General features: G+C 67.3%; 20 protein-coding genes and 1 pseudogene. 9 read left to right on the top strand and 12 right to left on the bottom strand.

The features are described 5' to 3' along the window. Nucleotides 1-175: 175 nt before the first annotated feature. Nucleotides 176-1603, bottom strand: a complete 1428-nt coding sequence (locus HG543_RS18290) for an aminotransferase class I/II-fold pyridoxal phosphate-dependent enzyme (RefSeq protein ID WP_169346077.1) — start codon at nucleotides 1601-1603, stop codon at nucleotides 176-178. Nucleotides 1604-1721: 118 nt separating this feature from the next. Here HG543_RS18290 and HG543_RS18285 point away from each other — a divergent pair, with 118 nt between their 5' ends. Further along, on the top strand, nucleotides 1722-3179 hold the full coding sequence (locus HG543_RS18285; protein ID WP_169346076.1) for a pyridoxal phosphate-dependent decarboxylase family protein: 1458 nt from the start codon (nucleotides 1722-1724) through the stop codon (nucleotides 3177-3179). Between the two features lie 119 nt (nucleotides 3180-3298). Here the strand turns inward: HG543_RS18285 and HG543_RS56360 are convergent, their stop codons facing one another. Next, nucleotides 3299-3973 carry a 2-hydroxymuconate tautomerase family protein gene (locus HG543_RS56360; protein ID WP_211194012.1) on the bottom strand — a complete coding sequence of 225 codons (675 nt, stop codon included), beginning with the start codon at nucleotides 3971-3973 and terminating at the stop codon, nucleotides 3299-3301. Nucleotides 3974-3991: 18 nt separating this feature from the next. Next, on the bottom strand, nucleotides 3992-4591 hold the full coding sequence (locus HG543_RS18270) for a flavodoxin family protein (protein WP_169346075.1): 600 nt from the start codon (nucleotides 4589-4591) through the stop codon (nucleotides 3992-3994). A gap of 62 nt (nucleotides 4592-4653) precedes the next feature. On the opposite strand from HG543_RS18270, the gene HG543_RS18265 reads away from it, so the two are divergent. Next, nucleotides 4654-5625, top strand: coding sequence for a LysR family transcriptional regulator (locus tag HG543_RS18265; RefSeq protein WP_281404425.1), 972 nt, complete (start codon nucleotides 4654-4656; stop codon nucleotides 5623-5625). Nucleotides 5626-5773: 148 nt separating this feature from the next. Here HG543_RS18265 and HG543_RS18260 read toward each other — a convergent pair whose 3' ends face one another. The 4 genes from HG543_RS18260 to HG543_RS18245 form a co-directional block, all read right to left on the bottom strand. Then, entirely contained in the window at nucleotides 5774-8050 is a 2277-nt protein-coding gene (locus HG543_RS18260) for a Kelch repeat-containing protein (protein ID WP_169346073.1), read from the bottom strand. A 779-nt stretch (nucleotides 8051-8829) separates the two neighbouring features. Next, entirely contained in the window at nucleotides 8830-9288 is a 459-nt protein-coding gene (locus tag HG543_RS18255; RefSeq protein ID WP_169346072.1) for a hypothetical protein, read from the bottom strand. Nucleotides 9289-9362: 74 nt separating this feature from the next. Then, on the bottom strand, nucleotides 9363-9821 hold the full coding sequence (locus tag HG543_RS18250) for an ArsR/SmtB family transcription factor (RefSeq protein ID WP_169346071.1): 459 nt from the start codon (nucleotides 9819-9821) through the stop codon (nucleotides 9363-9365). Between the two features lie 601 nt (nucleotides 9822-10422). After that, entirely contained in the window at nucleotides 10423-11322 is a 900-nt protein-coding gene (locus tag HG543_RS18245; RefSeq protein ID WP_171817850.1) for a LysR family transcriptional regulator, read from the bottom strand. A gap of 117 nt (nucleotides 11323-11439) precedes the next feature. Here HG543_RS18245 and HG543_RS18240 point away from each other — a divergent pair, with 117 nt between their 5' ends. Both HG543_RS18240 and HG543_RS18235 read left to right on the top strand, forming a co-directional pair. Next, nucleotides 11440-12312 carry an oxidoreductase gene (locus HG543_RS18240; RefSeq protein WP_169346070.1) on the top strand — a complete coding sequence of 291 codons (873 nt, stop codon included), beginning with the start codon at nucleotides 11440-11442 and terminating at the stop codon, nucleotides 12310-12312. A gap of 187 nt (nucleotides 12313-12499) precedes the next feature. Continuing rightward, a complete protein-coding gene (locus tag HG543_RS18235; protein ID WP_169346069.1) occupies nucleotides 12500-13072 on the top strand; it encodes a DUF1579 domain-containing protein in 573 nt (190 codons plus the stop codon). A 78-nt stretch (nucleotides 13073-13150) separates the two neighbouring features. On the opposite strand, the gene HG543_RS18230 is transcribed toward HG543_RS18235, so the two are convergent. Next, a complete protein-coding gene (locus HG543_RS18230; protein WP_343073388.1) occupies nucleotides 13151-13990 on the bottom strand; it encodes a helix-turn-helix transcriptional regulator in 840 nt (279 codons plus the stop codon). 65 nt (nucleotides 13991-14055) lie between these two features. Between HG543_RS18230 and HG543_RS18225 the strand changes: the two genes are divergently transcribed. Beyond that, nucleotides 14056-14709, top strand: a complete 654-nt coding sequence (locus HG543_RS18225) for a glutathione S-transferase family protein (protein WP_169346068.1) — start codon at nucleotides 14056-14058, stop codon at nucleotides 14707-14709. A gap of 52 nt (nucleotides 14710-14761) precedes the next feature. Here the strand turns inward: HG543_RS18225 and HG543_RS18220 are convergent, their stop codons facing one another. Then, entirely contained in the window at nucleotides 14762-15739 is a 978-nt protein-coding gene (locus HG543_RS18220; protein WP_246357126.1) for an RNA polymerase sigma-70 factor, read from the bottom strand. Further along, the gene (locus HG543_RS18215) at nucleotides 15736-16332 is read right to left on the bottom strand and encodes a carboxymuconolactone decarboxylase family protein (RefSeq protein WP_169346067.1); all 597 of its coding nucleotides are present in this window, start codon (nucleotides 16330-16332) and stop codon (nucleotides 15736-15738) included. Before HG543_RS18215 ends, HG543_RS18220 begins: the two co-directional genes overlap by 4 nt. 220 nt (nucleotides 16333-16552) lie before the next feature. On the opposite strand from HG543_RS18215, the gene HG543_RS18210 reads away from it, so the two are divergent. Beyond that, the gene (locus HG543_RS18210) at nucleotides 16553-17176 is read left to right on the top strand and encodes a YdeI/OmpD-associated family protein (protein WP_169346066.1); all 624 of its coding nucleotides are present in this window, start codon (nucleotides 16553-16555) and stop codon (nucleotides 17174-17176) included. A gap of 135 nt (nucleotides 17177-17311) precedes the next feature. Here HG543_RS18210 and HG543_RS18205 read toward each other — a convergent pair whose 3' ends face one another. Then, nucleotides 17312-19354: a choice-of-anchor Q domain-containing protein gene (locus HG543_RS18205; protein WP_169346065.1), complete on the bottom strand. Its 2043-nt coding sequence runs from the start codon at nucleotides 19352-19354 to the stop codon at nucleotides 17312-17314. A gap of 323 nt (nucleotides 19355-19677) precedes the next feature. Between HG543_RS18205 and HG543_RS18200 the strand changes: the two genes are divergently transcribed. Further along, the gene (locus HG543_RS18200; RefSeq protein WP_246357125.1) at nucleotides 19678-20658 is read left to right on the top strand and encodes an alpha/beta hydrolase family protein; all 981 of its coding nucleotides are present in this window, start codon (nucleotides 19678-19680) and stop codon (nucleotides 20656-20658) included. A gap of 8 nt (nucleotides 20659-20666) precedes the next feature. Here HG543_RS18200 and HG543_RS18195 read toward each other — a convergent pair. After that, nucleotides 20667-20790 (bottom strand): annotated as a pseudogene (locus tag HG543_RS18195) (helix-turn-helix domain-containing protein); the annotation flags it as partial. Between the two features lie 206 nt (nucleotides 20791-20996). Between HG543_RS18195 and HG543_RS18190 the strand changes: the two are divergent. Next, entirely contained in the window at nucleotides 20997-22907 is a 1911-nt protein-coding gene (locus tag HG543_RS18190) for a sensor histidine kinase (protein ID WP_169346064.1), read from the top strand. Next, nucleotides 22904-23518: a response regulator transcription factor gene (locus tag HG543_RS18185; RefSeq protein ID WP_169346063.1), complete on the top strand. Its 615-nt coding sequence runs from the start codon at nucleotides 22904-22906 to the stop codon at nucleotides 23516-23518. The genes HG543_RS18190 and HG543_RS18185 overlap by 4 nt, the downstream gene beginning before the upstream one ends. The last annotated feature ends 145 nt before the right edge of the window (nucleotides 23519-23663 follow it).

Here is a 23663-nt window from a genome sequence, read left to right as displayed (position 1 = left end):
CGGAAGCATGAGGGCGAGCAGTGCCTCTGGAGTTGCCCGCGCCTGCATAGGGGGCCCTGCACTCTTGCGGGCCCATTCGAAGTACCGTGCATGAAATGACGCGTTCGCTGACGCACGCGTGGCCCGGACCCGAATTTCCGGTAGCCACAGCGCCTCGGGAGGCTGACAGCGAGCGTCACGCCACTCGGGTACCCGGGACGAGCTCCTTCGCGAGCTCACCCAGCTTCCGCAGCGCACGCGCGAGGACGGGCGACCAGCGGTTGCCGCAATTGAGCCGCACATGGTTGCGATAGGAATGACTCGCCGAGAAAAGGATGCCCGGGGAGATGCTGATGCCGTGCTCCAGCGCACGCCGGTACAGCTCCACTGCGTCCGTTCCTCGGGGCAGCTCCACCCAGAGGACGAAGCCACCCCGGGGCGCGGTCAGCCGAGTGCCCTCGGGGAAGCACTGCTGCACGGCCTGCGAGACGCGGCCCACCTGGAGGGAGAAGTGCGTGCGCAGGCCCGCCATGTGCCGCTCGTATTCCTTCGACGCGAGGAAGCTCGCGAGGACCGCCTGCGCGAGCGAGCCGCCGCCCATGCTGGAGCTGAGCTGGAGCGCCTTCACGCGCTCCAGGTAGCGACCCGGGAGCAGCCACCCTGCCCGGAGGCCCGGAGTGACGGTCTTCGAGAAGGAGGCACACGTCAGCACGCCGCCACGCCGGTCGAAGGCCTTGAGCGGCCGGGGTCGTGCCCCCTGGAATGAGAGTTCCGCATAGATGTCGTCCTCGATGAGCGGCACGTCATGCCGGGCGAAGAGGTCGACGAGCTGCGCCTTTCGCGCGTCATCCATCAGCGACCCCAGGGGGTTGCTGAAGTTCGGGATGAAGAGCCCCGCCCCGATGTCGAACTTCTCGAGCGCCTCCTCCACCTGGGCCAGGTCCGCCCCGTCGCGCGGATGCGCCGGCAGCTCCACCACGCGGAGTTGGAGCTGCTGGAGCGCCTGGAGGATGCCGAAGTACTGGGGCGACTCGATGAGGACCGCGCTTCCCGGTGCACACGTGGCGCGCAGCGCCAGCGAGAGCGCCTCCATGGCGCCGTTGGTGGCCACGACTTCCGCCGGGTCGATGGTGCACCCGTGCCTCGCGAGCCGGCGGGACACCTGCCGCCGGTACTCGAACTGCCCCGGTGGCAGCGCGTACCCGCCCGGCAGCTCCGGCACCTCGCGAAGGACCTGGCGCGTGAAGCGGTTGATGGCCTCGCACGGGTACAGGTCCGGGGACAGGCATGCCGCTCCGAGTGGCACGACGTCCTGCGCCTGGGCGGACTCGAAGACAAGCGACACCAGCCCGGGGACGTCGACCTCTCGGGGCATCGACAACCGGCGGCGCGGTGGAGTGACGCCAGTGTCCCGCCGCGGCCCCACCACGTACGTGCCGGACTGCGGCCGGGTGACGACGAGCCCGCGGTCCTCGAGGATTTCATGGGCCCGCACCGCCGTGTTGAGCCCCACGCCCTTGAGGCGGCTCAGCTCGCGCACCGAGTCGATGCGCTCTCCGGGCTTCAGCAGCCCGCTGGAAATATGGGCCTCGATTTCCGCCGCCAGCAGCTCCGGCTTCCTCACCGCTCGCCTCCCGCGAAGGGGAAACTGTATCCACGAAACATCCGAAACCTGGCTCTGTCGCCAGCCGCACCGCGACGCTAGCTTGCCCTCGTTGCCGTCACTTCGCCACGGGAGCCCCATGAACCTGGACTTTGAGCCCGAGCGCTTCCGGCGCCTGCTCGCGCAGGCGAGCGAGCAGGTGCTCAGCCTCCATGCCTCACTGCCCCGAAGCCGCGTTACCCACGCGAGCAGCCCTCGCACGGTGGCCGAGCCCTTCCTGGGAATCCTGCCCGAGACAGGGATGGAGCCGGAGGCGGTCATCCAGGACTTCATCCCCTTCATTTTCGAGCACAGCACCCTCAACCTCAGCCCGCGCTTCTTCGCGTACATCATGTCCGGCGGCAGCCAGGTGGGCGTCCTCGCGGACCTGCTGTGCGCCGGACTCAACGTGAACAGCGCCAAGTGGCACCTCGCCTCGGCGGCGGCAGAAGTCGAGCGGACGGCCGTGCGATGGCTGGGTGAGTTCATCGGCTACCGGAGCGGCCCCGGCGGCGCGCTGGTAAGCGGCGGCTCCGAGGCCAACCTATACGGGCTGCGGGTGGCTCGCGATGTCCACGCGCCGGACGTCCGCGAACAGGGCCTCGCGGGAAGTCGGCCTCTGACGCTCTATGCCTCGGAGGAGACGCACTCGTGCATCACGAAGTCCGTCGAGATGCTGGGGCTCGGGAGCAGCCACCTGCGCAAGGTGCCCGTGCACGCGGACTTCCGCGTGGACGTGGACCGCCTGGAGCAGGCGGTGCGGCGCGACGCGAACGCGGGCCTGAAGCCCTTCTGCATCGTCGGCAATGCGGGCACGGTGAACACCGGGGCGGTGGACGACCTGGAGGCGTTGGCGGATGTGGCGGAGCGGCACGGGCTGTGGTTCCACGTCGACGGCGCCTACGGCGCGGCGGCCGCGCGGGTGGAAGGTGTTCGCGGGCGGTTCAAGGGGTTGGAGCGGGCGGACTCCGTCGCGCTCGATCCGCATAAGTGGTTGCAGGTTCCCTTCGAGGCGGGCTGCGCGCTGATCCGCGACTGGGACGGGCTGCGCCGTGCATTCACCTATTCCGCCGCATACCTGCAGGCGCGAAGCGACAGCGAGGAGCGGTGGGACTGGATGGGGCATACCTTCCAGCTCTCCAGGGCCTTCCGCGCGCTGAAGGTCTGGATGCAGCTCCAGGTGTATGGGAGCGGCAAGCTGCGGGCCGTCATCGCGGACAACCTCCAGCTCATGCAGCAGCTCGGCGCCGAGGTGGACGCGGCCTGCGACTTCGAGCGGCTCGCGCCGGTGTCGCTGTCCATCCTGTGCTTCCGTTACGTCCCCTCCGTCGGCCGTCGTTGGGATGAGGCGTCGTTGGACATGCTCAACGCGCGGCTGCTGGAGGAGTGTGAGCGGCGCGGGCAGTTCTTCCTCACAGGCACCCGCCTGAGAGGCCGCACCGCGCTGCGGGCCTGTCTCGTCAATCACCGGACCACGGCGGCGGAGACTCACGGCCTGCTCGCTCACCTGCGCTCCGTGGGCGAGGAGCTCGCCGCCTCATGGGAGGGCGGAGCGTGACGCTGGCTGCATGTTCGTAGGTGTTCGCCGCGCCCGTTCCGACGCCACGCTGCTCCGGCTGGGCCGCTCGGCGGAAGCGGGCGTCAGGCCTCGGGCTCTCGATGTCGGCGAGCGCCGCGCTAGTTGGGCGCAGCGGGGAGCTGCCTCACCTCGAAGACCTTCGAAATGATTCTCCAGCAACCCTCGTCCTTCACCAGGCTCAGGTAGTCCGTGAAGTGGCGCGGGGCCAAGGCGCACTCCAGCTTCACCAGGGCGGTGTGGGGACCGGCGATGTCCAGCGCCATGAGCCGGTCGTATCGAGGCTGCTGGCTCGCCGCCGCGGCGACCCGGCCGCGCACCACCTCGAAATAGGTGGGCATGTCCATCTCCTTGAGATGCCCCTCCGCCGTGCTGAAGTAGCGCGCGCGAGGATGGAACACACGGGCCAGGCGCTCGGCATCGGCGAAGTACAGGCCGTCCAGGTAGGTGGCGATGCACGCGAGCAGCGCGGGCACCTCGCCTGCGCTGTCGGCCAGCAGGCCAGGGCTGATGACGGAGGCCGGCGGGAGCGCTGCCTGCGGCGTGGAAGCGGGGAACGTTGCGGCGGGAGCTGCGGCCTTCCCGCGACGAAGGTCTGTGACGAGCTCGCCGCCGACTCCCCAGTTGTCGGTGTCAATCTCGTCGATGGTGACGAACGTCAGCGCGGGGTCCTTGTTCAGCACCTGCTGCAGCAGCCTCGTCACTCCCTGCACGAGCGAGAGCTTCTGCTCACGCGTCACACCGTCGCGCGTCACTTCAATCTTCACGTAGGGCATGTGGCACTCTCCTCGCGCTCAAGCGAACTGCGGTGATGGGGTCCAGGACAGCGCCGCCAGTGCAACGCGTCGGCCCAGGTGCTCCGCCGTCCGGCGGTCGGAGTCGGGTGGAGCGCTCTCGGAGCCGAGGTCCGCGTGAGACTGCGCCATGGCCCCCACGAAGCTGGCCAGTCGATTCAAGTCCTCGGGCGAGCCGCGGCTGGTGTGATTGCCGGGCAGCAGGCCGAGGCCCACCCAAACCATCCCGTGCTGCATGGCGAAGAGCGTCAGTGTGGTGAGGGTGTGCAGCTTGTCGCCATTCATCCCGGCGGAGTTGGTGAAGCCAGCAGCCAGTTTGCCACGCCACCGCTGCTCGGCCCATCGGCTCGAGGTCGAGTCCATGAAGGCCTTGAAGGGCGCGGACACGCTCGCCAGATAGGTCGGGCTGCCCAGGATGATGGCGTCCGCCGCATCCAACGCGTCCCAGTGCTGCGCGACCTCACTCACGTCGAAGAGCGTCGCCTGGACGCCTTTGATGGCCGCTGCCCCCCGATGCACGGCCTCCGCCTGCACCCGGGTGTGACCATATCCACTGTGATAGATGACCGCCACGCGGGCAGCGGGCTTCTGCGTTGTCATGATGACCTCCGTGAACCACGCCGCAGATATGCAGGAGGGCCGCGTCAGCTGGCAGTCCTCCGATGGGGAAAGGACCGTGTCCTGTGGGTGAACGAAGGCGGCGCGGGCATGACGCGAGTGCGCACGACGTGGAGTCCCTTCGCGTTTTCGTGGAGGTGGTCCGGGCGGGCTCCCTCTCCGCGGCCGCCCGGCAACTCGGAGTGGCGACCTCCGCGGTGAGCAAGCGGTTGGCTCAGATGGAGAAGGGCTTGGGCGTCCCACTGCTCGTGCGCAGCTCCCGGAGCATGCGGCTCACGGAGGCGGGACAGGCACTCGCCGAACGCGCCCCCTCCGCGCTGAAGGAGGTCGACGACGTGTTCGCCTCCGCGCGCGAGCTGGGCACCGCCACCATGGGCGCCGTGCGAGTCTCGGCGCCGGTGACTCTGACGGAGATGCACGTGGCGCCGCTCACCGCGGATTTCCTCCAGGCCGAGCCGTCCATGCGCGTCGAGCTGGTGGTCGACGACCGCTTCGTGGACCCGGTGAAGGACGGATTCGACCTCGTCATCCGCTCAGGGCCAGCCACCCATGTGAGCCTGGTCGTGAAGAAGCTCGCGCGTGATGCACGGGTGCTGTGCGCATCTCCTGCCTACCTGGCGCGGGCGGGGACGCCGACCACCCCGGAAGACCTTTCGCGCCACAACTGCATGCGCCACGCGCTCAACGACTCCAGCGGCCGGTGGGAGCTGAATGTGGACGGACGCATTCGCACGGTTCCGGTGCGTAGCAACCTGCGGCTCAACCATGGAGGCGCACTCAAGGCGGCGCTGCTTCGCGGGCTGGGCATCGGGTACCTGCCGCTCTTCGTCGTCCAGGACGAGCTGGACAGGGGGGAACTCGTGCGCGTCCTACCCGAGGTGGTGGTGGAAGCCCCCCCATTCCTTATCGCCCTGCATCCGTATGGACGACGGCCACCCCGCCGGGTTCACAGCTATCTGGAGTACCTGTCGACGCATCTGCCCCAGCGAATGGGGCAGTCGCCCTTGCTCCGCTGAGAGCCTTGCTTCGCCTTCGACGAGCCGGCGGGAGTCGCGTGTCGGTACCTGACGGCGACGGAGTTCCGATGTCAGTCGGAGCGAATCTGCCTCGGCGCGGGCCCACGGGGTGCCGTTCGGTGACACCCCGTGGACCTCTGCTCGAACTTCAGTCAGAGGAGCCTTGGGGGGCCCACTCCCAGGTGTCGTTGACATCGACGAACACGGTGCCGCTCTTCCTCTCCCTCCCCCCGAAGAGGACGACGCGCTGACGGGCCGAGTCGTACGCCAGCGCGTGGCTCATGCGCGCGCCAGGAGCAGCGGCAGGCGCTTTCTGCTCCCAATTCGTGCCGTCCCACTCCCAGGTGTCGTCCCAGGAGCTGCCCTTCCCCCCTCCCCCGAAGAGGACGATGCGCTGACGGGCCGAGTCGTACGCCAGCGCGTGGCTCAGGCGAACGCCAGGAGCAGCGGCGGGCGCTTCCTGCACCCAGTTCGTTCCGTCCCACTCCCAGGTGTCGTTGAGCACGACGTACTCGCTGACGCTCTTCATCTCCGACCCCCCGAAGAGGACGACACGCTGACGGGCCGAGTCGTACGCCAGCGCGTGGCCCAGGCGAGCGCTAGGAGCAGTGGCGGGAAATATCTGTACCCAGTTCGTGCCGTCCCACTCCCAGGTGTCTCCCCCGGAGACGCCGAACCGCTGCCCCCCGAAGAGGACAACGCGCTGACGGGCCGAGTCGTACGCCAGGGCGTGGCGTTCGCGTGCGTACGGAGGATTGCTGGGAGATTTCTGCACCCAGTCCGTGCCGTCCCACTCCCAGGTGTCGTCCAACAAGTCGCTCCCTCGAGACCCTCCGAAGAGGACAACGCGCTGACGGGTCGAGTCGTACGCCAGCGCGTGGTAGGCGCGTGACCTGGGAGCCGCGGCGGGAGCTTTCTGCTCCCAATTCGTGCCGTCCCACTCCCAGGTGTCGTTGAGGGGCTGATTGTGCTGCACGTCGAACCCTCCGAAGAGGACGACGCGCTGACGGGCCGAGTCGTAGACCATCGCGTAGCCTCTGCGGACGGAGGGGACGGTGGCCGGGTGGGCCTGGCGCCATGGCGGGCTGTTCGTTGCACAGCCTCCGTTCACGCAGGTTTGCCCGCTGGCGCACCCCACCGTTTGGGGGGAGTAGCCGCACGCTCCGGTGGACGGAGCGCAGGTGCCGGGCGAGACGTACTGCCGCACCGTGGTGGCATCGAGACAGGTGGAGGCCGGAGGCTGGTCGCAGGTGACGCCCTGGCACAGATTGACGCACGCCCCTGCCTGGCACACCGACTCGCTGGCGCACGCCACCGTTTGGGGGGAATAGCTGCACGTGCCGGTGGACGGAGCGCAGGTGCCGGGCGAGACGTACTGCTGCACAGTGGTGGCATCGAGACAGGTGGAGGCCGGAGGCTGGTCGCAGGTGACGCCCTGGCACAGGTTGACGCACGCTCCTGCCTGGCACACCGGCTCGCTCGAGCCACACGCCTCGCAGGAGTTGCCTCCGCTGCCGCACCGCCCGTTGGACTGGGACGAGACGGCCACGCACGTCGTCCCGTTGCAGCACCCATTGCAGTTGGACGCGTTGCAGGTGGGAGGAGGCGTCACACACCGACCTCCGCTGCACTGTTGCCCGCCAGTGCAGGTCACCCGCTGGGGGGAGTAGCTGCACGTCGTGGTGGACGGAGCGCAGGTGCCAGGCGAGACATACTGCTGCACCGTGGTGGCGTCGAGACAGGTGGAGGCCGGAGGCTGGTTGCAGGCGACACCCTGGCACTGGCCGGGGTTGTCCACCCAGAGGAAATGCGGGCCGCTGAGGATGTGCCCACAAGGACCCATGTCGCCGCCGCAGAGGGGCCAGGGCGTACTGAGCTGGAGCGAAGGCGTCCCGGGAGATTGCAGCGCGGAGGCCGGGAGCTCCACCTCCAGCGTGTCGGTGCTCCGGACCGTCGTGAGGTAGGTGCTCGACTCGAAGGAAGCCTGGGTGCCGATGACGAAGTTGCGGCCCGTCACCGTCAAACGGACCGGCCCCTCGGGCTTCGCTTGGATTGCCTTGGGGCTGATGGAGAGGATTTCCAGCCTGGGATGGGGCAGCGGCCTGGCCGAAGACAAGGCTCCCTCCGGGCTCCGCACGGTGATTTCATCTGCGTCTTCGTCCGACCAGATGTCCGTCGTCGCCGACAGCACGGCGGTCAGCTCCGTGGCGCTCACGAAGGTGGTCGGCAGTGCCCGGCCCTTCCAATACACGGCGCAGTCGTGGGTGAACTGCGAGCCACTCACCTGCAACCGGACCGTCGTGCCGTCCACGCTTTCGAACGTCGTGGTCACGGCTTCCAACTGCGGCTGGGGGCCCATCCAGCCCTGCACCCCGGGCCCGCATGCGCTCAGCAGCCCGAGCGCCAGCGCCCACATCAGTCCCATCCAATATTGCCTCACGGACTCCCTTTCATGGCGATGAACGTGTCTCGCCGTGAAGAACCCCCGAGGGCAGGAGATTGCGCAGCGACGCCGGCAGCGATGGCGCGAGCGTCCAGCCCACCCGCCCCTCCGAGGACTGCCGCAAGAACTGCACGCCCGCCTCGGGGGCCCGTGGAGGCCTCGAAGGCGCCACGCCGGACGCCCCACTGGTAGCCCAACACCATGCCCCCCTGGATTGCGCAAATCCTCCAGTCGAATGGAGGAGAAGGCCCACGGAGCGAGCGTGAAGACGCGCGTCGTCGTGGGGTGGGGGCGCGGTTCCCGAGACAGGGCTGGCCGGGCGGCAGGCGGGGAACACCTCGCCTCCAGGGGCCAGCCCTCCGGCTGGCGTTTCGTTTCCGGCCGCGAGCCACCGCGCGCCCTTCCCTCTTCCACCCAACGATGACGAGCGCCCGCCCGGCGAAGCTCCTCCCGTCGTCCTGCGGCGAGCTGCGCAAGGAACTCGTTGCGCATGTCTAAGCCATCCGGGGTAAATCTTTGCCTACCCTTCGAGGGCGGGCAGGCGGCATGAGACATCGGAAGCCTCCTGGGCGGCCCAGCTGCTCCAGGAGGTGGACGACCGCAGCATAGAAGACCTCCCGTTGCTTCGTCAGCTCGGCATGTCAGCCGAGGCGACAACTTCCCTGACACAGGGGGCCCCTGTCCCCCCTATGGCGGGGGGCTCAGTTCTCATCCATGGGGGGCTTTCCTCCAGCCCGTCAGCGCTCCTGCTCAGCGGAGGGTCAGATTGAGGCACCAATGCGTGACGCGAACAGGCTGAACTTCTGGCTGTGACCCTCGCGCCCGCACCAGTCCTTGATGACGTTCAAGTCCACCTCATTGGCCCGTGCGTGGAAGACGGCGAGCGCCTGTTCCAGGCCGCTGAAGTCGTTCCAGAAGAGAAAGGACGCGAGTCGATCACGGCATGAGTCCGTGGGCGTCAGGACGTACAGCACCTCGTCGTTACGACGGACGGTGCTCCAGTTCTTGATGAAGTCGTCCCCCACCGCCAGCGGCCCCCTTGGGAACTCCAAAAGGAAGTGCGAGAGCGGATGACGGTAGAAGTCTCCCTTCTTGAAGAAACCGAGCGCGGCCAGCGCCGCTTCGCCTCCCGTTCCCCTGAGGGTGATCACGAAGTCGAGGTCTCCTGACTGGTACGCCTCCGGCGCGTAGTAGGTCGCCGCGCTTCCTCCCGTGAGCACTGCGTGGAAGCCCTGGCGATCCAGTGCTGTGCACACGGTGAAGGCAACGTCCGTGAGCGACGACGTGGGCCCGATCACAAAAGTCCCGGCTTGCCAGCGCGGCGGGGACGGCGTCGTCGCGCGGCGAGCTTGGCCTGGAGGTCCATGTCGTGCTCCCCGAGCTTCCAAAGCAGCGCGCCGAGTTCGGCGTGCGCGAAGTATCGAGGGTTCAGGGAGACTGTACGCGTTCGTCCCATCAACCGACTGACGACGATCGCGTCCCGTTCGAGGGACGCCAGAATGGATTGGACGGTGAATGGGCGTACGCCGAGCAGATCCGCCAACTCGCTGGAATAGGTCTCCTCGAGCAGACGGATGGCCACGAGCACCGCTGTCCTGGTCGAAGTACCAAAAAGCTGAGAACTCTCTTCGAGCACGAAGCGAATATACCAGTGTTCTTGGTGATCTTGCCAAGAATGTTGGCGATCTTGCCAATAATCTTGGCGATCTTGCCAAGAATGCTGGTAATGATGCCAAGCCTCTTGGTCATGCAACGCAGACGACTGCCTCCTCGGCTGCCCTCCTTCAGGCGGAGGTGGAGCGCCAGTTGGTTCTTGGCTGCAGTGGTGGGCAGCCAAAAGTACGCCGGCAAATAACGCCTGGCCTCCTCGGCGTTGCCTCTACCGAGGAGGTGGCGCCATGCTCGTACCGCTGCGCACCCACCCGCGACCAGGCAGGTGGACCTGGAGAATTGGCGCAAGGTGCCGGTGCGCGTCAGCGAGCGTTCCGCCCCAGTTGAGTGTTGCGTGGTCACGACCTTCGAGCGCTCCGAGGACTTCGCCTTCGATAAGCCGGCGGGGGTGGCCTGCCGGTACCTGACGCGTGGCAACCGGTGCGCCATCCACCACGAGCAACTCTGGCTGTTCACGGAGGCGGCGAAGCCCCTCCCGTCGTCCTACGGAAGGAACTCGCTGCGCATGTCCGGGCGCTCGACACTCTCGCCCCAATCCTCAGGCGCTCTGCGCACCTCCGCTGCGCCGCTCCTCTGCATCCTGCTAGAGCCTCGCCACCGCGGTCCCTCGAGCGGATCGCGACACGGCCACCCGCTCGTTCTCGCCGGTCCCAGCGGACTGAGGCACTTGCGTCCCAGCCGCATCAGGGCCGCATCGATTTGACGAAGTCGATGAACGCACGCAGCGGCGTCGGGAGGTGGTGACGGCCGGGGTAGTAGAGAAACGGCCCAGGGAAGCTCGGCCACCAGGATTCGAGCACGGGTTCGAGCTCGCCTCGGTCGATGAAGGGGCGAAGCCAATCCTCGAAGTCGTAGATGATTCCGGTGCCAGCCACGGCTGCATCCACTGCGAGGTCGGTGGTCGTGCCAAGGCCGACAATCAGCGGTCCCTTCGGGTCGACGCTGAGGGTCTCTCCGTCGCGTTCGAACTCCCACGCATGCAGTGCACCACTCGCGAACCGCCCTCCCAGGCAATCATGGTCCAGCAGCTCGCGCGGATGTTGGGGGCGCCCACGACGAGCGAGGTATGCGGGCGAGGCGGCTGCCGCGAATCGCTGGACGCGAGGACCGATGGGAACCGTCACCATGTCCTGCGCGAGCCGCTCTTCGTAGCGGATGCCCGCGTCATAGCCCTCGGCCACCACGTCGACGAGGCGCTCCTCGGCGATCACCTCCAGGCAGATGTCGGGGTACTTCGCGAGGAACGGCGGCACGATGCGCGGCAGCACGAGCCGCGCTGCCGCGATGGGGACGTTGAGCCGCAGGCGTCCCGCGGGTCGGTCGCGGAAGTCGTTGACCACGTCCAACGCCGAGCGCACCTCGCTGAGCGCGGGCGCGAGCCGCTCGAGCAGCCGGGCCCCCGCGTCCGTCAGCGTCACGCTGCGCGTGGTTCGATGGAGCAGCCGGACGCCGAGCCGGGTTTCCAGCCGACGGACAGCGTCTCCCATGCGCGAAGCGCTGCTGCCCGCCACGCGAGCAGCGCTGCGGAATCCGCCCTCGCGAGCGACCGTCATGAAGGCCGTGAGATCAGTGAGTTCATCCATCACTGTGCGGATTTTCGCACGACCTGTGCGGATTGCCACCGATTGTCGTGCAGTGCCTCCTTGCGTAGTTCCTTGCGTCGAGGGGTGGGCAACCTCGCTCGACAAAGGACCTTCGCCGTGACCAACAGGCACATCTCAGGCAGCTATCGCATCGGCACACACACCGTTCGCCGCGTGGGTTACGGCGCAATGCAGCTCGCCGGCCCCGGCGTCTTCGGCCCGCCCAAGGACCGCAAGGCGGCGGTCGCAGTGCTGCGAGAGGCCATCGCCCAGGGCGTCGACCATATCGACACCAGTGACATCTACGGCCCCCACGTGACCAACCAGATCATCCGTGAGGCGCTGCACCCGTATCGCGACGGTCTGCTGATCGCCACGAAGGTCGGCGCGGTGCGCGGTCCCAACGGTTCGTGGGAGCCTGCGTACTCCCCCGCTGACCTCGAGCGCGCGGTCCACGACAACCTGCGCAATCTCGGGCTCGATGTGCTCGATGTGGTGAACTTCCGAGCGATGTTCAGCGCCGAGGGCCCGGTTGAAGGCTCGATCGAGGCGCCACTCACCGCGCTCGCGGAGCTTCAGCAGCGCGGCCTCATCCGCCACATCGGCTTGAGCAACGTCACGCCGACGCAGGTCGCCGAGGGCCGCAAGATCGCCGAAATCGTCTGCGTGCAGAACCACTACAACCTGACGCACCGGCGTGATGACGCCCTGATCGACCAGCTCGCCGCCACGGGTACGGCCTACGTGCCGTTCTTCCCGCTGGGCGGGTTCACGCCGCTGCAGTCGAGCGCGCTGAACGACGTGGCCACGCGGCTGGGCGCGACACCGATGCAGGTGGCTCTGGCCTGGCTCCTGCACCGGTCCCCCAACGTGCTGCTCATCCCGGGCACATCGTCGGTCACACACCTCAGGGAGAACCTCGCAAGTGCCACGCTCATCCTGAGCGCTGAGGACATGGACATCTTGAACCGTCTCGCCGAGCGGACCTGACCGGCGCGCTGCGCGCTGCGCGCGGTGCGCAGGTCGAAGTGCTCGAGGAGGCCACGTCGGGTGCGCAGCACTGCGCTCGAGCGCACCCCAGGATCCGCCGATCCAGGCATAAGCGACGCTCTTTCCGCATGGCGAGAGACCGGTTTAGCTGCAATCCGGTTGCACGGATATTCCTCCGGAGGAATGCATGCTCATACGTCCATCCGCCTTCTTGTGTGTCGCCATTGCCAGTCTATTCGGATGTAGAAGCACCCCAGGGTCCAACGCTGTTGCGAATGCTGCCGCTGCGCAAGCCGCGGCCTCAACGGTCGAGCCCGCGGTCACTGCCGCGTCCGCGCTCGTTGACTCCGCCAGGGCCCTGGCGGGAACGTGGACCTGTAGCGGATGGGTCCATGGGCCAGGTGGCGCGAGCCCAAGCGAGGTCACCCTTGAGGTCAGGCCGGACCTCGACAAGGCATGGCTGCGAACCGATTTCGCGGTGTTGTCCGGCGAGTACAAATACAAGTTCACCTCGTACCGCACGTTCGACGCCGCATCGAGCGAGTGGGTGAATGTCATCGTCGACAACATGGGCGGTCACGCCAGGGCTTCGTCCAAGGACAGCCACATATGGATCGGCGAGTCGAGCGGCCCCATGGGCGAGATGAAAATCAGGGACACAGAGCATCTCGTTTCGCCAGGCGTGATGAACATGCGGGGGCAGTACTCGCTGGACGGCCGGAACTGGAGCACCGGGTACGAGCTGTCCTGTAAGAAGTGAGAGGACAGGACGGCACTTCGAGTCCGTGGCCCCTGCCCTCGCATTTGTTGAGCGCTCTTGGCCACGAGACGCTCGGCGTTACTCGGCAAGCTCGCGAATGAGCTGTTCGACTCCACGCGCGGAAGCGTCGTCCGCCGGTGAGAGGACAAACATGCTGAGGCCGTCGCTGTCGTCGACGGAAAACACCGACACCTCGAACACGAGCTCGCCGACATTCGGTCGGACGAGTCGCCTGTATCTCACGCCGTGTGTGTGCATTTCACTCTCGGCCCACAGCCGACGGAAGTCCTCGCTCGTCGCCATCAACTCGTCGACGAGCGCGGCTGCTTCTTCCGATGCTCCCGCACGCTCGATGTCGACGCGAAACGCGGCGAGGCACGTGCGACGCATGTCATCGCCATGCGGTAGAAACGTGGCGGCTTCGGGATGAAAAACCCGGCGCAGCATGTTGCGATCGCGCTCGGGTATCGCGGCGTAATCGCCAATCACCGCCACGGCGGCGCGATTCCACGCCACGATTTGGAACGTCGGCGTCTTCACGAACGCGGGCACGCGCAGGTTGTCGAGCACGCGCTGCAGCGCCGGCGTGACCCCGGCTGGCCGCGTGTGGCGGCGCGGAGGCGGACGCGCGTGAGCGAGCAGGAACAACATTTCACGATTCGTGTCGTCGAGTTCGAGTGCGCGAGCGAGGCGTTCGAGCACGTCGTCGGAAGGCACGCCGCCGCGCCCCTGCTCGAGCCACGTGTACCAGGTGACGCTCACGCCAGCGCGCGCCGCGACTTCCTCGCGACGAAGTCCGGGAGTGCGACGCCGCTCGGTCGACGCAGGGCGAAGCCGTTCGCGGCGAGCGCGGAGAAATTCGGGGAGGGTGGTAGTCGCCATACCGGTATGCGGGCACGCCTTTTCCAGCGCCGTCACGGAGCTTACGGTTCGCGCATGACCAGGACAATGCTTCGGACGAGGAAGCACAGGACGGGGTCCACATGCTGACGCTGCATCATCTCGGACGTTCGCAATCGGAGCGGATCGTCTGGCTCTGCGAAGAACTCGGGCTCGACTATGAGCTGAAGCGCTATCAGCGCCGGGCCGACAACCGAATGGCCCCGCCGGAATACAAGGCGCTTCATCCGATGGGCACCGCCCCCATTCTCACCGACGGCGACCTCGTCCTCGGGGAATCCGGGGCGATTTGCGAATACCTGCTCCAGACCCATGGCGATGGCCGGCTCGCCGTGAAACGCGGCGAACCCGGGTTCGCCGACTATCTCTACTGGTTCCATTTCGCCAACGGGACGCTGCAACCGCTCATCTTGCTGGTGAGATATCTGGAGCGCGCCGATCCTTCGGACAAGAACGCGCCGCTGCAGGCGGCCAGGGACCGGTTCGAGCAGGTCTTCTCGAGCGTGGAGAAGCGGCTGGGGGAGGCGCCCTATCTCGCCGGCAACGCGTTGACGGCGGCGGATATCATGACCGTGTTCTCGTTGACCACGATGCGGCTGTTCAAGCCGTATGACCTCTCGCCCTGGCCCAACATCCTGGCCTATCTGCAACGCATCGGCGCACGGCCGGCCTACCGTCGGGCGATGCAGAAGGCCGAACCGGACCTGACGCCGGTACTGGGGGCTGTCCCGGAATAGGAGCTCATTGCTCCCATTCCTCCGATGCCTGGGCGCAGCCGAGCCACGCTCGCTACCGGCTCAGCGTCACCTGCTTGTCGAGCCGGGCCATCTTGTGCGGGTTGCGCATGGCATAGATCCGGGTGATCCGGCCGCTCTCGACGACGACGCTGACGGCTGTATCGAAGTTGCCGGCTGCGTCGATTCGCAGCGCGGGCGCGCCGTTGATCCACACGGTCGCGATACGAGCGCCGGGCGCGGCCGTGGGGAAGCGGGACAGGAACCCGGCCACGCGAGCGCCTCCGATGACCGGGCGCCGTGCCGCCGTCGCCTGGCCGCCGCCGTCGGCGACCAGCACCACGTCGGGGGCGAGCACGTCGAGCAGGCCCTGCAGGTCGCCGGAGTTGACCGCGGCCAGGAACCGCTCCAGCACGGCCTGCTGCTCCGCCCGGTCGACCTGCATCCGGGGCCGGCGTGCCGCCACGTGCTCTCGCGCCCTGTGGGCGAGCTGCCGGACGGCGGCTGGCGTCTTGTCGAGCGCCAGGGCGATCTCGTCGTACGGCAGGTCGAAGACCTCCCGGAGCACGAATACCGCCCGCTCGGCCGGAGTAAGGGTCTCCAGCACGGTGAGCATCGCGATGGAGATGCTCTCCGCGAACTCGACATCCTTGGCGACGTCGGGGCTGGTGAGCAGCGGCTCGGGCAACCACTCGCCGACATACTCCTCCTTGCGGCGTGCGAGCGTACGCAGCCGGTTGAGGGCCTGCCGGGTGACGATTCGGACCAGGTAGACGCGCGGGTCGCGCACCTCGGCCCGGCCCGCGTCACCGAGGTCCGCCCACCGCAGCCAGGTCTCCTGCACGACGTCCTCGGCGTCGGCCGCGGAGCCGAGCATCTCGTACGCGACCGTGAAGAGCAGGCTGCGGTGGGTGACGAAGGGGGCCTCCGAGCCTGGCGGAGCGCGGGCCTCATCAGGCGAGGAGGTCGGGTCAGCCCCGTCGCCAGAAGAAGGCTCGCCTCCCGGCGACGTCGGGCGCATCGAGGCGGTCATGACGCGGACGCTCCCGCCAGCCGTGCGCTCGGCTGGGCCATCGGCTTCAGGCCGCACGAGGCGGCGAAGCCCTCCGACTCGATGCCCAGGGCGGTGTTGGAGCGGGTTGTCAGGTTGGCGAACCCGATGACCGTGGTGAGCTCGATGAGCGCCGCGGCACCGAGCCGCTCTCTCAGGCTCGCGACCATCTCGTCGGTCACCGTGGGGGGCGTCTGGCTCATCGCCTCGGCATACGCCAGCACCTCCCGCTCCAGCGGGGTGAACACGTCCGACTCCCGCCACCGCGGAATCTCCCTCGCCTTGTCCACGTCCAACCCACGGTTGCGGGCCATGAAGTAGTTGAAGTCCAGGCACCACGAGCAGCCCACCAGCGACGCCACCGCCATGTGCGCGTACGACTTCAGGCTCTCGTCGCACCGGTCCCACTTCTGGAGCTTCTGCCCGAAGCCCATGCTGGCCTTGAGCACTGGCAGGTGGTGCCACATCACGCCGAGCGACTGGGGGACCTGCCCGAACATCCGGCTGGCGAACTTCTTCACCATCGCGCCGTAGAGCCCGGTGATCTCCTTCGGGGGAATCCTGGTCGAGGTCATGTCTTCTCCTGGTGTCCGTATCGGGTTCCGACGACCTGGAGACACCGGCCGCTCGCGGGATGTGACATCCGGGCCGGCTATTCTCTACTCCGACCTCTTCCTACATGCTCCCTTCGCGTACGGGGCCCGGCAGAACGCGCATCGGGAGGGTTCCAGCGATACCCTCCACCGGCGGGGTTGGCCGGCGGTGGCCAGAACCGTCGTGGAGCAAAGAGGAGCCATGAACAACACGAGCGTCGATTCCTACCTCCGGGACGGCTGTGGCCGCTGCGAGCACTACAAGACGCCGGCGTGCAAGGTGCATCGCTGGACGAAGGCGCTCGAAGCCCTGCGCGAGCTTGTCCTGGCCAGCGGCCTGGTCGAGGAGATGAAGTGGGGCTGCCCCTGCTACACGCTGGGCGGCAAGAACGTCGTCATGGTGACGGCGTTCAAGGAGTACTGCGCGCTCCAGTTCTTCAAGGGCGCGGCGCTCGTCGACGACGCAGGTGTGCTGGAGAGTCCCGGTCCGAACTCGAGGTTTGCGCGGTTCCTCAAGTTCCAGTCCGTCGAGGACGTCATCGCAAGACGCCCTGTCGCCAGGCGGCTCGTCGACCAGGCCATCGCGCTGGAGCGCGCGGGGACGAAGGTGGCGCCCAAGGCCGCGCCCGAGCCGGTGCCCGTCGAGCTCGAGCGCAGGCTCGCGGCCGACCCCGCCCTGCGGCGGGCGTTCGAAGCGCTCACCCCGGGCCGACAGCGGAGCCACATCCTCCACATTTCCGGCGCGAAGCAGAGCGAGACGCGCGAGCGACGGGTCGACCGGTGTGCGCCGGACATCCTGTCCGGCCGTGGTTTCAACGAGCGGTAGGCCATCATGGCTGGCGCGGCTTCTTCAGCTGACGTAGGTGTTGGCGTCCTGAAGACCCTCGCTCTTCATCGACGTGTGCGCGTCGACGCTCCTCGACGCGCGGCATGAGGCCGTCCGAGAACGACGCCCGGTCGTTCAGTTCGCCAGGGTTTGCGAGAGAGCGCTGTTATCACCCGCGGCCGAAGACGTCGCTCCCGGATAGAACAACTTGTACGACGCCGTCCCGCCATGGGGAGCGGCTGTGTCGTAGCTGCCAGTAAAGGCTGCCTTGTTCTCGGTGTAGGTCCATCCCGTCGCCGTCTCGAAGTCCGCGTTCGTGACGGTCACTCCGTCGATCGCCACGTCATCGATGTTGACGGAGATGGGATAGTTCGAGACGCCCGCCTTGCTGATCAGCCTGAACTGGAGCACGAAGCTGGGGCTGGCCGGCGCGATGGTGACCGTGTGCGACTGCCAGGCGGTGCCATCCGCCGTGACGTCACTCTCCCACACGACCACGCCATCGATGAGCGCTTGCTTGAACCAGTATCCGGCCGTCGTGCCGGCCTCGCTGTCCTTCTCCCAGAACGTGAGCGTCTTCCTCGTGCTCACCGTCTGCGAGATGCTGCTGTTGTCCCCCGCAGTGGAGGCCGTGGCGCCCGGATAGGACAGCTTGTACGACTTCGCGCCCCCATGGAATGCGGTGTCATACGCGCCCGTGAAGGCTGCTCGGTTCTCGGCATAGGTCCACCCCGTCGTGGACTCGAAGTCCGCGTTCACGAGGGTCGCGCCATTGATGGCGACATCATCCACATTGAAGGAGATGGGGTAGTTCGAGACGCCGGCCTTGCTGACCAGCCTGAACTGGAGCTCGAAATGCGAGCCCGCGGGATGGATTCTGACCGAGTGCGACTGCCAGGCGGTGCCATCCGCGGTGACGTCGCTCTCCCACACGACCACGCCATCCACGAGCGCTTGCTTGTACCAATAGCCGGAGGTGGTGCCGGCCTCGCTGTCCTTCTCCCAGAACGTGAGCGTCTGACCGGAAGGAGAAGAGGCGCCGTACTCGTAGGCCCCGATGTCATACGCGGGGCCGGCGGGGCGGGCATTGCCATCCAGGTCGACGGACGGTGCAAAGGTCGGGGAGCCTCGGTCAATCGCCGGCGAGCCGGGCGCCAGGTGGAAATCCCTTTCGGCGTAGTTCACGAATTGGGGAGTCGCGATGACCGTCCCGGTATGAACCGCGCCGGGGCTGAAGTGGTAGATGCTGTTCTGGTACACCAGATTGTTCGTGTACGTGTTGTGCGTCCCGGTCTGCCCCTGCAACGAGATGCCGTAGTCGTTGTCGTAGACGATGTTGTTGGACACATCCACGTAATCGGCGGGGCCGTTGGTCTCGTAGTAGTTGCCGCCGCCGACGATGATGCCCATCCACGTGTTGGCGACCGTGTTGTTCGCAATCGTGACGTAGCGGGCGTCATGCCAGAGATGAATGCCTGCCCCGCCGGGATTGTTGTAGGAGACGTTGTTCGTGACCGTGGCCCGGGTGCTGATGTAGATGTTCTGGATCTTGTCGCAGGTGTAGCCGATGTCGTGGACCCGATTCCCGGTCACCACCGTGCCTGTCATCAGGCCGGGAATGTCGTAGTCGTGGATGTTGATGCCGGAGCCTCCCGCCCCGTTGCACAGCTGGCCGGGTCCATGAACGATGTGATGGACGTGGTTGTTCTTGATGGTCACGTAGGAGCCCTGGTTGATCAGGCCATTCGGCATCTTGGTGCCCGTGCCATCGAACTCGAACCCTTCGATGTCGACGTAGGCACCGCGGTTCTCCCAGATGCTCCCTGTCGTCGCGGTGCTGTTCGGCGGGACGATCCTGGCTCTCGCTCCGGTGGCGGCATCCGTGTCGGAGACGTAGCGGATGCGGGCACCTGCCATTCCGCTCTTGGTGGTCATGAAGCCGCCGCTGTAGGTTCCCGGGGCGACATGAATGGTCGCGCCGGGAGTGGCGACCTGCGAGGCTTTCAAAATCGTCCTGAAGGGGCTGCCGGACGAACCGTCGCCCGCCGTGTCATTTCCGGTGGTGGCGACATGGATGTCGGTCGCCGCTGCAGGGGTGGAGAACACCATCAGGCAAAGACAGGCTATCAAAGCTGACCCACGCCGCGGTTCTTTTCCGAAGTGGTCGATGATGTGCATGTTTTCACTCCTCCAGCATTCCTTCGCGCCGTTTCCTTGCGTCTGGCCTTGCTCCACTGTCGACACCGGTGAAGCCACGCGAGCATCACATTGGGAATGCCGGCCGTAAAGTGAAATACAAGTTAATCTTGATTTACATGAATGATGGAACCTTGAATCCACGTGCGACAGGACCTCGGCCGGAGGGCCGGAGTCGCGAGAGGCCACCATGGGCCGGGACTTGCCTTGTTCCGTTTCGCTCGGTACTCGAAGCCCGTGTTCGGGTGCAGCAGGATGTCACGCGGAGTTGACACGCTTTGCGGTTCCAAGGAGGAGAGATGTCGATGGACAGGTTCACCCGCGGCGAGAAGCAAAGAGGGCTCCGGATGGTGGTCGCCCTGCTCGCAATCGCTCTCCCGGCGGCGGCGGGGGCGCAGGGCTTCAAGCTCTACTACGACCTCGTGAGCCGGGAGCCGAAGGTGGCGCCAGCGGACCACCGCATCTACTACGGCAGCGAGTTGGTGCATTTCGGGGACCTCCGGCTGCCGAAGGGTCCCGGTCCGCACCCGGTGGCCATCGTCATCCACGGTGGAGCGTGGAGCTCCTCGGTGGCGCTCCACTACACGTCGCCGCTCTCGGCGGAGCTCACCTGCATGGGTGTCGCCACCTGGAATATCGAGTACCGCCGGCTGGGCGGTGGTGGAGGCTGGCCGACCACGTTCCAGGACGTGAGCGCGGCGGCGGATTTCCTGCGCGAGCTGGCGAAGCGCTTCCCGCTGGACCTCTCGCGGGTGGTGGTGACGGGCCACTCCGCGGGGGGCCAACTGGGTTTGTGGCTGGCGGCGCGTCACCGGCTGCCACCGACGGCGACCCTCCACACCCCCAATCCCTTGCCCATCCGCGGCGTGGTGGCGCTGGCGGGCCCGGGGGACCTGGCGCGATTCATCCAGGAGGTCCCCCGCTACACGGACGCGGTGAATCAGCTCTTCGGGGGTGGAACTCCGGAGCAGATCGCCGCGCGGATGAAGGAGGGCTCACCGGTGGAGCTCCTGCCGTTGGGCGTCCCGCAGGTCTTCGTGAACGGCACGAAGGACACGTCGGTCCCCCTCGAGCTCGTCGAGGAGTTCGTGGCGAAGGCGAAGGAGGCGGGAGACACGACGACGCTCATTCCGGTCCCGGACGGCCAGCACTTCGAGTCTGTGGACCCCGCGAACCCGGTGGCGGGGCCTGCGATTGTGCGCTCGGTTCTCGGAATGCTCGGCGTCAAGGCGCCTCGCGGCACGCATGAAGCAGGAGCGTGCCGGGCCGCCCGGAAGTCTCGCTGAGCGGGCGCGGCCCGCACGCAGGTAGCGACTCACCGTATTGCGCGCCACGCCCACCTCGCGCGCAATGCGCCTGGCGCCCCAGCCCATCTCCGCCAGCACGCGCATCTGCCGCACCATTTCCTGCTCGACCATCGCCTCCTCCGCTGCCTACCTCCGTGGTTCGCAGGTCAGTGGCGTGAGGGTTCAATCTTGCTGTCACTCTACACCGCCATCGGGAACGCTGGCACCGTCACTCTGCCGATGTGCCACGACTGACGTTGGCCGTCCGGTGCGCCCTGGCCTCGTCAACCGCGCGCTGGAAGGGGACACGGTGAATCCATACGTGCAGAGTGTCCACCATGTCCTGGCGCATCATCTTTCTCTTATGCAGCCTATTGCTGCTGCCCCTCCAGGCGGTTGCCCAGGAGCCGCGTCCGGCTGGAAAGTCCGTGCTCCTGCTCATTCCCGAGGATACGGCGCTGCCCGCCATGGCGACGCTCGTCGCCAGTCTCCGCTCCTCCTTGTGGGAGGCCCAGGACGGCCCCATCACCCTGGATGTCGAGAGCCTGGATCTGGGTTGGGCCCGCGAGCCTGCCTACACACACGCCCTGCATACCTGGTATCTGGCCAAGTACCGGGAGCGCCGGCCGGATGCCCTCATCGCCTTCCGCTCCGACGCCATTCAGCTGGCCCTGCAGCTGCGCCGGGAGCTGTGGCCGGACATCCCGATGATTGTCCTCTCAGAGGACGAGCGGCTCTGGGAGAAGCAGACTCGTCCGGAGCGGGTGGCGGGCCTCTGGCTGCGTTATGACCTGCGGGCCACCGCGGAGCTGGCCCTGCAGCTGCTGCCCGGCACACGGAGGCTGGCGCTCGTCAACGGCTCCAGTCCCTGGGAGCGCGCGCAGCAGGAGCAGCTGGTGCGAGAGCTGCAACCGCTGCTGACGCAGCGGGGGCTGGAGTTCATCGACCTGAGCAACCTGCCGTTGGCCGAGCTGCTCGAGCGCGCAAGGACCCTGCCGGACGACACCACTGTTCTCACCTTCACCTTCATGACCGATCCCAGCGGGAAACCCTTCGTGGGGCGCGAGATCGCACGCATGTTGCTCTCCGCCAGCAACCGGCCCTGCTTCGCCCTCCACGAGACCGTCCTGGGGCTGGGGTTCGTCGGAGGAGCGCTCGTCAGCTACGAGGCCGTGGGCCAACAGCTGGGTCTGCTCACCTCCCGCGTGTTGCGTGGAGCGCGAGAGGCATTCCTCGCGCCCCTGAATCCGGCATCCGTGGACACGCTGACGGTCGACGCCCGCGCGCTGCGGCGCTGGGACATCCCCCGTGAGCGGGTGCCTCCCGGGGCGCGGCTCGCCTTCGACGAGCCCACGCTCTGGGAGCGCTACCGCTGGTGGGTCCTGGGGGCCCTGACGATCATCGGCCTGCAGGCGCTGGTGGCCGGGGGGCTCGTGGCGGAGCGCCGGCGCCGCAGGCGTGCCCAGGCCGAGCTCCTCGAGCGCCAACGCCTGGAGAAGCTCGCGGAGATGGAGGCACGTCGAACCCTGGACCAGCTGGCCCACGTGAGCCGGGTGGCCGCGCTGGGCGAACTGGCCGCCTCACTGGCGCATGAGCTCAACCAGCCCCTGGCCGCGATTCTCAGCAACGCCCAGGCCGCACGCCGCATGCTGAACGCCACCCCCGTGGAGCTGGACGAGGTGCGCGAGGCCCTCGGGGACATCATCTCCGACGACAAGCGCGCGGGCGAAGTCATTCACCGCATGCGCGCGCTGCTCAAGCGGGGGGAGCCCCGGCAGGAGTTCCACTCGCTCAATGACCTGGTGTGCGAGGTGGCGCGCCTGCTGGCCAATGACATGCATCTGCGCGGCGCGACCCTGCAGCTGGCGCTGGCCCCGTCGTTGCCCGCCGTCAAGGGGGACGGAATCCAGCTCCAACAGGTGGTGCTCAACCTGCTCATCAACGCCATGGATGCCATGGCCGATGTCCCCGCGGGCCAGCGCCAGCTGCGGGTCCGCACCGCCTCGCCAGTCCCGGGGCAGGTGGAGCTGAGCGTGCAGGACTCGGGGGGAGGCATCGAGCCATCGCGACTGACCCTCATCTTCGAGCCCTTCTACTCCACCAAGGAGCATGGGCTGGGCATGGGGCTGTCCATCAGCCGCTCCATCGTCGAGGCGCACGGCGGCCGCTTGCAAGCCGAGAGTCCTCCCGGTCAAGGGGCTTTGTTACGGTGCGTGCTTCCCGCGGCGCACACGGAGTTCTGGCCATGACACAAGTCCCCACCACCATCTTTCTCGTGGACGACGATGAGTCCGTGCTGCGTGGGCTGACGCGGCTGCTGCGGGCCGCCGGCCATGCCACGAAGCCCTTCGCCTCGCCCGCCGAGTTCCTCGCACAGCTGTCCGGAGACGCGCCGGGCTGCGCCGTACTCGACCTGCGGATGCCGGGGCTGAACGGGCTGGAGCTGCATCAGGCCATGGCGTCCAAGGACTGCCACCTGCCTGTCATCTTCATCTCCGGCCACGGGGATGTGCCGGCCAGCGTCAGGGCCATGAAGGCCGGCGCCGTGGACTTCCTTCTCAAGCCCTTTGATGAGCAACAACTGCTGGGAGCCATCTCCCAGGCCTTGCTGAAGGACGCGGCGGCCCGCGCCGGCCGCGCCGAGACAGCCGCGCTGCAGGCCCGTCATGCCGTCCTCACTCCCCGCGAGCGCGAGGTCTGCGCGCTGGTGGCCCAGGGGCTGACCAACAAGGAGGTCGCCCAGCGGTTGGGCACCACCGAGAAGACCATCAAGGTGCACCGCGCCCGCGTCCTCCAGAAGCTGGACGTGGACTCGGTGGCGGAGTTGGTGCGGTTCGTGGATCGGCTGGACCAGGGCTGAGCCCGCGCTGTGTAAGCACTAGTACCCCGGCACAGAGATTCTGAGGGGTTCAGGCGGCAGCGGCGACGGCCGCCTGGGCCTGGGGGTACGCGCGCCCGAGTTTGGTGCGGGCGCCCTCGATCGTGAAGCGCCAGCGGACTCGAGC

It is taken from the genome of Pyxidicoccus fallax, assembly GCF_012933655.1.
Lineage (GTDB): Bacteria > Myxococcota > Myxococcia > Myxococcales > Myxococcaceae > Myxococcus > Myxococcus fallax.
Note: the sequence above shows the minus strand (reverse complement) of the source record. Positions and strands in the feature narration are given on the sequence as shown.